Below are 12,015 nucleotides of genomic sequence, written 5' to 3' on the forward strand. Positions count from 1 at the left end.
ACCGAATAAGGAATAGAAAGTATTAATGGCTGATTTGAAGAAGGTCTACCAGGCTTTGACCCTTGAAGAAGCTGAGATGGCTTTTGAAATTTATTTCACTCTTCTGATTTGGGCTGTTTCCATTTGTAGGACGTCTACTTTGGCTTCAATGCGGTCAAGTGTGGTGATAATGCGGTTGTTGATGTCGGCCTGGACTTCGCGGAAATCGTAAAGAGCCCGAATTTTATCTGTAATCTCAGTCTCGATTTTGGATTCCAGTTTATCCATACGGCCTTCCAGTCTTTGCTGGCCTTCTTCGAGTTTATCCATACGGCCTTCCAGCCTTTGCTGGCCTTCTTCCAGTTTATCCATACGGCCTTCCAGTCTTTGCTGGCCTTCTTCGAGTTTATCCATACGGCCTTCCAGTCTTTGCTGACCTTCTTTTATGTCGGTTACTTCTCTATATACTTTTTCCTGATTAACTTTTAAGTCTTTAATTTCACTCAAAATTAGTTGAAGAATTTTTTCTTCCATTTTGTTACTCCTTTTATCGAAAATTACCTGTCTATTTCATCATATCAACCTATCCAAAAGTTTTCAACTATTTCAAGGTTTTTATAAGCGAAATTTGTGGGATTGTTCAGACAGTTATGCTTTGACAGTTATGTGCCGGAATCGCAATTATTTAAAAAGTATAAACGAGCGAAAAGAGGAAGGATTTTTGTTCAGTGGGAGATAAATATATACCGGTAACTAGTTGACTAATATGATTAGAGGTGTCAAACAAAACATGAGCAGAGGTATCAGAGTTCTTTTTGTCATTGTATTCTTTTTATCTGCAATGGTATCGATAACGGTTGAAGCATATGCCGGGCCTTCTCCTTATGATGACCCTGTTTTGGCTACATATACAGGACCAAACGGGATTAAAATCATCAGCCACCATCCCAAATGGGTTGATAAGGCCAAACTGAAAAGTGTTTGGGACGAGCTGATGCGGAATACTCATTTCGAGGAAATAAAATACTTCAAACAAGTTGATATTTATCAGGGCGATTACGTGAGCATGTATTACGGAGGGGTTGCCACCCGGACATGGTCTGACGGTAGGCAGGAAAAGTATTTTGCCGATGACGGGCGCATTGCCTATTTTCCCGATCCGCACGACGGCAGTGAAACAGGTATGGCCCATACGCTGGCTCACGAATACGGCCACCATTTTACCCTGTATTACCTTTGGAAAAAAGAAAAGGTAAGCCTGGACGACAGCAGTTGGAAAAAATCCAATTATGCCAGGATCAGAGGGTTAACCTCCTATCCGCAAGTCGGGGTTAATGCAGAACACGAATGGCAGCCTGCGGAAATAGCGGCAGCCGATTATATACAGTTATTCGGCTCGCCAAATGCCCGTAAGATAATTCAATTTAAAGGCCGTTGGACAGGAATGTACAGTACCTATATGTATAACTTCTGTCCGCAGGAAAATATGAATTTGCCATTGGCGGCACAAGTCCCTGGTTTGTACGAATACTGGCTTAAACTGGCGGGTCAGCCTACAGCCAATATCAATGTTCCGCCTACAGCGCCGGTATTAGCCTTAACGAATGTGAAAGAAAGCGGGTTTTTTAGCCGGACCTTGATTTTTCAGTGGAATAGAGGCCTGGACAATAAAAATAACCCAATTTCATACACATTACTTGAGTATGATTCGCCTGATGAAAACCTGGGCTATCCGGTGGCTTTTTCTGTAAATGAAACTAAGGCAGAACGATTGGTTTACGACAGTGAGAATGGCATAAAATATTACAGGGTTTTGGCGGCAGACCCGGAAGGAATGATTGTTTCCTCCAATTTGCTGAAGGTGGATTTGCATAATCCGCAAGTGCAAAAGGCTCCGCAAGACCTGTTATTCCGGGATGTTCCGCCGGGGTTCTGGGCGGAGGAGGCTATAGTGGAACTGGTTGGTAAAGGTATTTTAAGGGGATACGCAGACAATACCTTCAAACCTAGCAAAAAAATAACCAGGGCGGAATTTGCCGTCACCCTGTGCAACCTGCTGGGGCTGCAACCGGAGTCTGCAGGCTGGCTGTTTGCCGATACGGTTAATCATTGGGCCAGGGGATACATTGCGGCAGTAAGAGAAGCAGGTTTGATCCAGGGATATGCCGGCAACCTTTTCCGGCCGGATAAACAGATAAGCCGGGCTGAGGCGGCGGTAATTATCAGCAAAGCCTTGAATCTGACAGACAGTTCTCCCGAGGTGCCGGCTGATGTGGAGCGCCACTGGGCCAGGGAGGCTGTGGCCCGGGTTTTGCAAGCCCACATAATGACGGGCTATCCTGACGGTGCTTTTGGTCCGGATATGAGCCTCAGCAGGGCCGAAACGGCGGCTCTTTTGGTTAAGACAGCGATATAACGGGCGTAGGTATTTACATTGGGTATATCTGTGGGTTTGATTTTGGGATAAATACTGGCTATAATGTTGAAAAAAGCATATGGTGTTTGCTGTGAGGAGGAACCTTTTTGATTACCCTTGAAAATATAAAAAACCACCCGGAAATAGATACTTATTTTCAAAAGACTAACATGTACCTCGGTAAGATGGGCGCTATAGAACACAATTATCAGCATGCTGAAACGGTAGCCCGTAACAGCGCCAAAATACTTAAGGCGTTAGGTTACCCGAAAAGACAGCAGGAGCTGGCCGGTATTGCGGGTTACCTGCATGATGTAGGGAACGTAATCAACCGGTATGATCATGGTAGAACCGGAGGGGTTTTGGCTTTTACTTTTTTATTTAAAATGGGTATGCCGCCGGAAGAAATTGCCGTGGTCGTTTCGGCGATTGGCAATCATGAGGAGAGAAACGGCAGTCCCGTAAGTCCTGTAGGCGCTGCTGTAATGATTGCCGATAAAGCTGATGTACACCGGTCACGGGTGAGGAAAACCGATTTTGCAACTTTTACTACCAGAGACCGGGTAAACTATGCCGTAGATTTATCGGAGCTGAAAGTGGACGGTGTTAACCGGAAAATTATCATGGATTTGAGCATAGATCTGGAGATTTGTTCAGTGATGGAGTATTTTGAAATTTTTCTCACCCGGATGCTTTTATGCCGTAGGGCAGCCAGCCTGTTAAACTGTGAGTTTGAACTTTTTATTAACAAGGCCAGGTTATTATGAGAAACTGTACAGTTAATTGCCAATACGTGATTTTCAACACTCCTCTGGGGTATATGGGCGCTGTCGCCACGGTACAAGGGCTGGCAACCGTGGTTTTGCCACAGGTTAATTCAGAAGGAGTGTGGGCGGCTTTAGCTCGCGAATTTCCTTTTCTTGAAAGGCAAGGAAGTGGTTGGCCGGACACAGGGAACGGTCTGCTGGACAAGTTTGTTGTTTGGGCCGGAGAATATTTTGCCGGCCGGCGTGTTGATTTCAGTTCACTGCCACTGGACCTTTCGTGGGCTACTGATTTTCAGTTGCGAGTATATAGCGCCGCCCGGGAAATACCTTACGGCCAAACGAGAAGTTACAGGGATATAGCCTGCGCCATAGGCAAGCCTAAAGGTTATAGGGCAGTGGGCGGGGCATTAAAAAGAAACAGGCTTCCTTTGGTCATTCCATGCCATCGGGTTATAGCCTGCAACGGTGGGCTGGGAGGTTTTACCGGGGCAAGCCTGGACATTAAAACAGCTTTGTTAACTCTGGAAAGCTCCCGCTGAGATAAGGGGCTGTCGAGAGTAAGTACGGCAAGGGACTTTGGTCCCTTGTTTTCATATTCGGTTTCCATATTGACCGAATTTTTTATTCGGTGATTGGCGCATAAAACCTGGTACCGGAGAATAAAATGCTGGAAGGGGGGAGGTTTTATGAGGAATTTTTTTGCGACTGTCAATTTAAACAGGAGACGGTTTATTGTTGCTGTCCTTGTTTTTTTCTGCCTGCTTTATCTAAGTTACCGGATTATACCTCACAAACCTGCTCTACCGCCCAGGACTGTAATAGCCAAGGCCTTGAATGACACGGCCCGTGCCGGAAGTTTTATTTACCGCCTGCAGATGAAAACCATCATTAGCGGCAAAGAAGGGGTTTATACCGATATTGAAGGCCGCCGGAAAGGGAAAGACAGGATTTATATCAAAGGCCGGATAACGGAATCTGATATTGAGTTTTACCAGATCGGTAGTACAACTTATACAAAGGACCAGGTTTCCGGCGACTGGATTAAGATCAAGGATAACCAGTTAAACCAGCAGGAGATTTTTGCTGCTGAATTAAATCCATTGGCTAATTTTAGTTACCGGGAAATAGTTGAGGTTACGTATGACGGCATAGTAAAGGACAGGGAGGAAAAGGTTTGGAAATATACCGTCAAGCCTATTGTCGGAGATTCTTATCTGGAAATATTGTGGAAAGACTTTGTTTATGAGTTCTGGATTGACCGGGGCAGTGGTTTGCTTACCAGGGGAGTAGTTACGGCAGTAAGCAAAACCAATCCCCAGGATAAACTTAAAATCGAAGTAAGTTTTGATTACGATACAGCCTTTGAAGTGGAACCGCCTGTGTAGGCGGTTTTTTTGTGCGCTGAAGTTTGGAGGAAATAGACACGAAATGTCGAAACAGTACATTGGTATGGGAGGAATAACTTGCCAGTAAAGGAGTAATATTATGAACAAACTGCAAAGACTTGCTGCTAAACTGATGAAAAACATTGAGCAGGTTATCGTGGGTAAAGAAGATGTTATTCGTTTAATATTAATTACTTTACTTTGTAAAGGGCATATGCTCCTGGAAGATGTCCCCGGCATGGGGAAAACTATGCTGGTTAGAACACTGGCGAAATCTCTTGGCTGTTCCTTTAAGCGGATTCAATTTACGCCAGACCTGCTACCTTCAGATATTTTAGGGGTATCCGTTTATAACCAAAAGACAATGGATTTTGAATTCAGGCCAGGGCCAATTATGGCCCAGATGGTTTTGGCTGATGAAATAAACCGTACGTCGCCCAGAACCCAGGCCAGCTTGTTGGAATGTATGGAGGAAGAACAGATAACAGTTGACGGAATAACCTATGAACTTCCAAAACCCTTCATGATTTTGGCTACCCAGAACCCAATAGAATACGAAGGCACCTACCCGCTACCGGAAGCTCAGTTAGACCGTTTCCTGGTCAGAGCCAGGCTGGGCTATCCAACTTACGAAGAGGAAATGGAAATTCTGGAACGGCTGGAAAAGAAACACCCAATAGCAGCTATTGAACAGGTTTTTGAGTTGGAGGAAATTGCGGAATTGCAGAAAAAGGTGGGCGAAATATATATTGAGGATTCTCTGAAGGATTATATAGTTAAAATAGTGCAAGCCACCCGGGAGCATCCTGACGTTTCTCTGGGAGCAAGCCCAAGAGGTTCGCTGGCCCTGTTGAAATGCTCGAAGGCAATGGCCGGGACTGAAGGGCGCAATTATGTGATTCCGGATGACATAAAAACTCTGGCCGTTCCTACTTTAGCCCATCGGTTGGTTTTAAAACCGGAAGCTCATTTTAAAGGATACACCCAGGAAGATATTATCAGGGATATATTGAATAAAATTCCCGTTTCTCTTTAAAAAGGGGTCGAATTATTATGAAACTGTCCGGTGTAGCCAAAGGCTTGTTATGGTTAATAATGGCATATATATACGCCGGTTTGGTAGGCGGACGTCTACCTTACTTTATTCTTTATGCCAGTATTGGAGTCTTGGCTGTATCCTTGGTCTGGGTAAAAGTTTTGGCCGGGGTAAAGATTAAAGCAACTCTGGATACTAACCGTTCCGAAGTAGGTAAAGTTATATTTATAAAGCTTAAAGTAGAGAATACATTCTTTTTGCCATTGCCCTGGGTTCACTGCAGCATGGAATTGCCCGATGCTTTCGGACCGGAAAACAGGGAGGCATCCTTTGGTTTCCACCTGAAGTCTTATGAAAAAAAGGAATTTCAAATCCCCCTGGAATGCAGTTTGCGCGGTTTTTTCCAATGGGGCAGGATGACAGTGCAGGCAGGAGATATTTTTGGCCTTTTTTATAGTTCCAAGGTTATTGAAAACCGGTTGAATTTATTGATAAGACCGCGGGCTGATTTTTTGGGGAAGAGTTGTTTGCGCTGCATTGATGCCAGGGAAGGCGACCGGGTCTGGTCTGTAAGACCTGGCAGGCATGTTTCTGAATTCAGGGGTGTAAGGGCCTACAATCCCGGGGACTCTTTAAACCGGATTCACTGGAAGGCGTCCTTAAAGGCCCAGCGTTTTCTGGTTAAGGAATATGAGCAGAGTATGATGAATGAGATGCTAATCTTTGTGGATCTGGCCTCGCCAAAGCACACTTTTAAAGGCTATGACAATTCCTTTGAACGGGGGCTGCATGTTGCTGCATCTTTGGCTGCTACAGCTATACGGGAGGGCTTAAATGTAGGTATGGTTCTGTGTTCCGACAGCCTGTTGGCTATTCCCCCGAACCGTTCAAAAGGCCATTTAAGCCTGATACTGGATTTTCTAGCCAGAGCCTCCAGGGGAACAGTGCCTAATGCCTTCACCGAAGCTCTAATAAAAGAAGGCTTGTATCATCCTCCCGGGGATATGTTGATTCTCATTACACCTGACCTAGAGGCGGGATTGGTGCAGACATTATCCATGTTTACCGGTAAAGGTTACAAGGTGTTTGTGGCCTTGTTAAAGTTGGAGACTTTTGAGGACGGAGATATCGATATCCAGGCCCGTGACCTGGCTGTGTCCCGAATTCGGCATATGGGTATTCAGGTGTTGTTAATTGACAAAGACACCAGCTTGCAAATACTGTTTGGAGGGGTGCAACATGCAGCTGGTTAAACATTGGCGAGAATGGCTCCTGATTCCCTTCCTGATTTTCGGTTACATGGAAACCCTCCGGCGAATTACTTTCCTTGCTTTTGGGACTGTTTCTCAGGGTTACGCTTTTTCTATTGTTACAGTCCTGGTTGTGTTTGCCGTCGTATTGGATTTTTACTGCCGTCGCTGGTGGCTGAATGCGTTATACAAGATTATGTCTGTGTCATACATTATTGGAGTGGTATTTTTCAATTTTTTTAGCCATAACGGGCCGCCGACGGTAGAGTTATTGAGCTTGCCTCTTATAGATAACGGAGCAGGTAACACTGGCCGACCTGAAACGATTTTCTTTTTTATTTTTATTTTTTATGCCATTCTCGTGTATCTTCTCGCTTATTACCTTCTGGAAAGAAAAAGCCTGACGGAGCTGACTGCTGCCAGTGCACTGTTATTGGGTGCGGAAATTGCTTCTGCTAAAGTGGACATTTCTTTTTGGGTGGTAGCCCATATAGTGTCTGTATTGTTGTTAAGGAGCCAGACTTTTTACTTATACCTGATTTCACGCCCTGAGTTTAAAGAAACAGGTAACCAAAGGGCGTTTGCCAGGCGGTGGGTTGCTACCAACTTGGTGATAACCTCGGTAGTTATTGTTTTGGCTTTGCTGGCGCCGTATCATGGGACGGGTCTGGCTGTAAGTTCCAGACCGGTAAAATGGGCTAAAGGAAAAATTATGCAAAAGGCGGTGCAAATTGCCAGACCGGCGATGACTCGACAGAAGACCGTTGAAGGAGACGGTTTTCATAAGTTCTGGGACAGGCTCGAAACCTTTGAATTAAAAGGGACCGTCCGAAGTTCCGATGAGCTGGTGATGTCCGTCAGGTCCCCCAGGCCTTTTTACTGGCGTGGCGAAAGCGCCGATTATTATAACGGCAAGGGCTGGGTAAATTCTTTTAAAATGAAGGAAATTTTCCGGGAATCTGAAAATATGCCAAATCCATACGGCCCCAATGTTCCCACCCAAAGGATAGAGCAGGTGTTTACTCTGGCACCTAAGCTATCATCAACAGTTATTTTCACGGCCAGTCCACCTGAAAAAGTAATGGTCCCGGACAGGTTTTTCTGGATTGACGGGGGTGGTAATTTATACACCAGAGAAATGAAATCCGGCGCTCACTATAAAGTGGTTTCTTATATTCCGGAATTCAGCGAAAAGCAACTGCGTAGGGTAAGGGTTGATTATGACCGGGAGCCGTTAAAAAACTACTTACAGCTCCCCGAAAACCTGCCGGAAAGGGTCAGGGAAAAAACGGTGGAGATCACCAAGGGATTGTTTTCCCCTTATGACAAGGCCAAGGCCATAGAGAGGTATTTATCTCATAATTTTCCTTATACCCTGGAAGTACAGCCTCCCAAAGAGGGCCGGGATGTGGTGGATTATTTCCTGTTTGACCTGAAAAAAGGGTACTGCACTTATCACTCAACCGCCATGGTTGTGATGCTTAGAACACTGGGTATTCCTGCCCGATGGGTTAAGGGGTTTGCCACCGGAACCTATGATGCACAGACAGGAACTTATATGGTCAAGGAAGGGGATGCCCATGCCTGGGTAGAAGTGTATTTTGGTGAATATGGCTGGGTACCCTTTGAACCCACTCCGTCTTTCAATATGCCGACAGTTCAGAATGAATCGGTTGCCGTAGAGGCGGCCGCCTCGGCGGAAGATGACGGTACACAGGTAGAGAATATGGTGGTTACATTTGAAGAAGGGGTACAGGAGGGTCCCTGGGAACGGATTCTTTTCTTTGCGGGTGGCTTTATAATTGCTCTTATTTTGATCAGGGTAATTTTTTTCTGGAGAGAGTTAAGGCAAAAGATGCAGTTAATGGATGAAGGGCGTGTCAGGGATTATTACCTGGATATGGTATATCTTTTGGAAAGTAAGGGCATTACCCGTTCATATGATCAAACGCCTTATGAATTTGCCGGAAAAGTATGCGAAAGTTTTCCCGATATCCAAAAGGAGGTTATCTTGCTGACTGAGGGGTATTTAAAAGAGCAGTATGGGAATTATAAGACTACTGCGGGACAACACGAGACTTTTAAAAAGGCATGGGATACCATTGTGGCGGTTTTGACAAAGCGATGACAGGCAATGAAATATGGCACAGTACATTGACAGATCCAGAAACATTCTGATATAATTACGCGGATATGGTAGATACGAAGGGGGATCGGTATGCAACAGGACTTGAAAAATTGTCTGGTAGGAGCAAATGAAATCAAAGCTAAAGTGAAGAAACTGGGAGAGCAAATTTCTAGAGACTATGCAGGCAAAGACTTGTTGGTAATTGGCATTCTTAAAGGCGCCGTAATTTTTATGGCTGACCTGATTCGGGAAATTACGATTCCTATTAATATAGACTTCATGGCTGTATCAAGTTATGGCGCGACAACAGAGTCTTCCGGGGTCGTCAGGATTCTTAAGGATTTGGACCAGAGCGTGGAAAACAAACACGTTTTAATCGTGGAAGATATTATCGATTCCGGGCTTACTTTAAAGTATCTGGTGGAGATACTGAAATCCAGGGGCCCCGCATCGGTAAAAGTATGCACTTTATTGGATAAACCTGACCGCAGAAAGACTGAGGTGCACGTGGATTATAACGGATTTGTCATTCCCGATGAGTTTGTAGTTGGTTACGGCCTGGATTATGATGAAAAATACAGGCATTTGCAGGAAATATATGTTTTGAAGGAAGAAATTTACCACAGTTAGGAGGACATCATCAGATCATGTTGGAACAGAAGGAAATGGTCATTGTTCTGGATTTTGGCGGGCAGTATACCCAGTTAATTGCCCGGAGAATTAGGGAGTGTCACGTTTACTGCGAAATCCTGCCCTATTACACTCCTGTTGCCAGGTTAAAAGCCATTAATCCGAAAGGTATTGTTTTTTCCGGCGGGCCTTCCAGTGTTTATGCGGAAAATGCGCCCGTCTGCGACAAAGAAATTTTTGCAGCAGGTATTCCTATCTTGGGTATTTGTTATGGTATGCAGTTGATGGCCCAGATGCTCGGTGGCAACGTAAGCCGGGCCGATAATCGTGAATACGGGAAAACATTGTTACAGGTCTTAGATGCTGACAGCCCGCTGTTTAAAGGGTTGCCTGAAACACTTCAGGTCTGGATGAGCCATGGCGATTTTGTTGCTGCTCCGCCACCAGGTTTCAAGTCTATCGCCTGGACGGAAAACACTCCTGTGGCAGCCCTTGGCAATGATGAGAAGAAACTTTATGGCGTCCAGTTTCACCCGGAAGTGGTACATACCCCCCAGGGGCAGAGAATGCTGGAGTTTTTCCTGTTGGACGTTTGCCAGTGCCACGCTGATTGGACCATGGAATCCTTTGTCGAACAGGCTGTGCGGGAAGTAAAGGAAAAAGTAGGCGATAAGAAGGTTCTCTGCGCATTAAGTGGCGGGGTTGATTCATCTGTGGCTGCCGCCCTTGTGCATAAAGCCGTTGGGGACCAGTTAACATGTGTGTTTGTCGATCACGGCCTCTTGCGAAAAGATGAGGCCCGGCAGGTTATACAAACCTTTCGGGACCAGTTCCATATAAACCTGGTCGCCGTTGATGCTTCGGCAAGGTTCCTCAACAAACTTAAAGGAGTTACCGACCCGGAGCAAAAAAGGAAGATTATCGGGAACGAATTCATCCGTGTTTTTGAAGAAGAAGCCCGTAAACTGGGGGAAATAGATTTTCTTGTGCAAGGCACTTTATATCCTGATGTTGTAGAAAGTGGTACCGATACGGCGGCAGTGATCAAATCCCACCACAACGTGGGCGGCCTGCCGCAGGACATGAAATTTGACCTGGTTGAACCTTTACGGTGGCTTTTCAAAGATGAGGTGCGACAGGTCGGCGAACAGTTGGGATTACCGGAGCGCATCGTCTGGCGCCAGCCTTTCCCCGGCCCCGGCCTGGCCATACGCATCTTGGGTGAGATCACTGAAGAAAAGCTCAACATATTGCGGGAGGCAGATGCTATTTTACACGAAGAAATAATTAAAGCTGGGTTATACCGGGAGATCTGGCAGTTTTTTGCTGTTCTTCCTTCTATGCGCAGCGTCGGTGTCATGGGCGACGAGCGAACCTACAGTTACACCTGTGTTATCCGTGCCGTAACCAGCCACGACGGTATGACTGCCGACTGGGCCAGGATTCCCTACGATGTGCTGGAAAGCATTTCTTCAAGGATAGTCAACGAAGTCAAGGACATTAACCGTGTCGTTTATGACATCACCTCCAAGCCCCCGGCCACTATTGAGTGGGAGTAGGGGTTGGAGGTTTGTCAGACTTTGACAGATAAGGATATTTAGTTGTTTGGAAATTTTTACTGGTGGTAAGAGTTTTCGCTGATTTGAGCGATTTCTTAGCACCGGTTTTTTGTTGCCAACGTATGCTGTTTTCACTAACCGGGATCCTCTCTCCGCCGTTAAGGATATTGACAAACTTCTTGGGTAAGTTAAAAGACATTCATGATGACCTTACGATTGTGGTTGACGGTAACCCAATTTACCTTCTTGTTCAGCATTTCTTTGCCCACCACGGCATCCACTTTGATGTGGATTACTAACGATGAGATCATGTTTCCAGGGAATTCAGGCCACTCAAACAAATAATTGAGCATCTCAACAGGACTTTTAAGGGCAACTATGGGTCTACACAAGGTTTTAACTCCGTGTTGCCTTTGTTACTCTGTTTGTAACTTATTTTAACTTTTTACGGCCATTCTGCTCTGGAACAGTCTGTCCCTGTTGTTATCCCTGAGTTGGCCAAACTGCCCAATATACCGTCCGGTGGAACAAGTTAATCGAACCCGTAAAGGTCAACTCGTTCATTGTTTTCAAAAAGTTTGTAGAGTACCGACCTTAATGCCCCTGTTACCTGTTGCCCTTTTTCCCGGAACTCCGCATCCATCGCTTCAGTGTTGAAACACATAACTGCCGTCTCCGCCTTTTCAACAGCAACGTCATCTTCCATGTCTCGCAGCGCCAGTTCGCTGTCGCACGCTGAATAGGGCTTGTATGGCCTTATGAAAAGCTCGAAACATTAGCCCTATAGTCCTTAATATTTCTGCCCAAATATGCTATAATCATTATGCATGTATGTTGGGGGCTTTGTGTGTTAAATGCTGCGACA

The 12,015-nt window shown here is 45.4% G+C and carries 12 protein-coding genes; 9 read left to right on the plus strand and 3 right to left on the minus strand.

The window, feature by feature from the left end:
• Positions 1-90: 90 nt before the first annotated feature.
• Entirely contained in the window at positions 91-513 is a 423-nt protein-coding gene (locus tag ACSNJE_RS10785) for a hypothetical protein (protein ID WP_495252648.1), read from the minus strand.
• Positions 514-769: 256 nt separating this feature from the next.
• Between ACSNJE_RS10785 and ACSNJE_RS10790 the strand changes: the two genes are divergently transcribed.
• From ACSNJE_RS10790 to guaA, 9 genes are all read left to right on the plus strand, one after another.
• The gene (locus ACSNJE_RS10790) at positions 770-2,395 is read left to right on the plus strand and encodes an S-layer homology domain-containing protein (protein ID WP_495252649.1); all 1,626 of its coding nucleotides are present in this window, start codon (positions 770-772) and stop codon (positions 2,393-2,395) included.
• A gap of 107 nt (positions 2,396-2,502) precedes the next feature.
• Entirely contained in the window at positions 2,503-3,162 is a 660-nt protein-coding gene (locus ACSNJE_RS10795) for an HD domain-containing protein (protein ID WP_013119668.1), read from the plus strand.
• A complete protein-coding gene (locus ACSNJE_RS10800; protein WP_052218504.1) occupies positions 3,159-3,701 on the plus strand; it encodes a methylated-DNA--[protein]-cysteine S-methyltransferase in 543 nt (180 codons plus the stop codon). Before ACSNJE_RS10795 ends, ACSNJE_RS10800 begins: the two co-directional genes overlap by 4 nt.
• Before the next feature lie 147 nt (positions 3,702-3,848).
• Positions 3,849-4,547, plus strand: coding sequence for a hypothetical protein (locus ACSNJE_RS10805; protein WP_052218505.1), 699 nt, complete (start codon positions 3,849-3,851; stop codon positions 4,545-4,547).
• A gap of 100 nt (positions 4,548-4,647) precedes the next feature.
• Positions 4,648-5,583, plus strand: a complete 936-nt coding sequence (locus ACSNJE_RS10810) for an AAA family ATPase (RefSeq protein WP_474659462.1) — start codon at positions 4,648-4,650, stop codon at positions 5,581-5,583.
• Positions 5,584-5,600: 17 nt separating this feature from the next.
• Complete coding sequence (locus tag ACSNJE_RS10815; RefSeq protein ID WP_495252650.1) at positions 5,601-6,836, plus strand: DUF58 domain-containing protein; 1,236 nt, start codon at positions 5,601-5,603, stop codon at positions 6,834-6,836.
• Entirely contained in the window at positions 6,823-8,961 is a 2,139-nt protein-coding gene (locus ACSNJE_RS10820) for a transglutaminase TgpA family protein (protein ID WP_495252651.1), read from the plus strand. Before ACSNJE_RS10815 ends, ACSNJE_RS10820 begins: the two co-directional genes overlap by 14 nt.
• Positions 8,962-9,051: 90 nt before the next feature.
• Positions 9,052-9,591, plus strand: coding sequence for a hypoxanthine phosphoribosyltransferase (hpt, locus tag ACSNJE_RS10825; RefSeq protein WP_052218509.1), 540 nt, complete (start codon positions 9,052-9,054; stop codon positions 9,589-9,591).
• Positions 9,592-9,608: 17 nt separating this feature from the next.
• The gene (gene guaA, locus ACSNJE_RS10830) at positions 9,609-11,150 is read left to right on the plus strand and encodes a glutamine-hydrolyzing GMP synthase (RefSeq protein WP_495252652.1); all 1,542 of its coding nucleotides are present in this window, start codon (positions 9,609-9,611) and stop codon (positions 11,148-11,150) included.
• Between the two features lie 188 nt (positions 11,151-11,338).
• On the opposite strand, the gene ACSNJE_RS10835 is transcribed toward guaA, so the two are convergent.
• Both ACSNJE_RS10835 and ACSNJE_RS10840 read right to left on the minus strand, forming a co-directional pair.
• Positions 11,339-11,542, minus strand: coding sequence for a hypothetical protein (locus ACSNJE_RS10835; RefSeq protein WP_495252653.1), 204 nt, complete (start codon positions 11,540-11,542; stop codon positions 11,339-11,341).
• 140 nt (positions 11,543-11,682) lie between these two features.
• Positions 11,683-11,856, minus strand: a complete 174-nt coding sequence (locus tag ACSNJE_RS10840) for a hypothetical protein (protein ID WP_495252654.1) — start codon at positions 11,854-11,856, stop codon at positions 11,683-11,685.
• Between the last annotated feature and the right edge of the window lie 159 nt (positions 11,857-12,015).

This window comes from Thermincola sp. GK-1, from assembly GCF_059412445.1.

What these genes read in the sequence shown, in the direction of transcription:
- ACSNJE_RS10785 (WP_495252648.1), bottom strand. Translation starts at nt 513, where the DNA reads ATGGAAGAAAAAATTCTTCAACTAATTTTGAGTGAAATTAAAGACTTA.
- ACSNJE_RS10790 (WP_495252649.1), top strand. Translation starts at nt 770, where the DNA reads ATGAGCAGAGGTATCAGAGTTCTTTTTGTCATTGTATTCTTTTTATCT.
- ACSNJE_RS10800 (WP_052218504.1), top strand. Translation starts at nt 3,159, where the DNA reads ATGAGAAACTGTACAGTTAATTGCCAATACGTGATTTTCAACACTCCT.
- ACSNJE_RS10805 (WP_052218505.1), top strand. Translation starts at nt 3,849, where the DNA reads ATGAGGAATTTTTTTGCGACTGTCAATTTAAACAGGAGACGGTTTATT.
- ACSNJE_RS10810 (WP_474659462.1), top strand. Translation starts at nt 4,648, where the DNA reads ATGAACAAACTGCAAAGACTTGCTGCTAAACTGATGAAAAACATTGAG.
- ACSNJE_RS10815 (WP_495252650.1), top strand. Translation starts at nt 5,601, where the DNA reads ATGAAACTGTCCGGTGTAGCCAAAGGCTTGTTATGGTTAATAATGGCA.
- ACSNJE_RS10820 (WP_495252651.1), top strand. Translation starts at nt 6,823, where the DNA reads ATGCAGCTGGTTAAACATTGGCGAGAATGGCTCCTGATTCCCTTCCTG.
- hpt (WP_052218509.1), top strand. Translation starts at nt 9,052, where the DNA reads ATGCAACAGGACTTGAAAAATTGTCTGGTAGGAGCAAATGAAATCAAA.
- guaA (WP_495252652.1), top strand. Translation starts at nt 9,609, where the DNA reads ATGTTGGAACAGAAGGAAATGGTCATTGTTCTGGATTTTGGCGGGCAG.
- ACSNJE_RS10840 (WP_495252654.1), bottom strand. Translation starts at nt 11,856, where the DNA reads ATGGAAGATGACGTTGCTGTTGAAAAGGCGGAGACGGCAGTTATGTGT.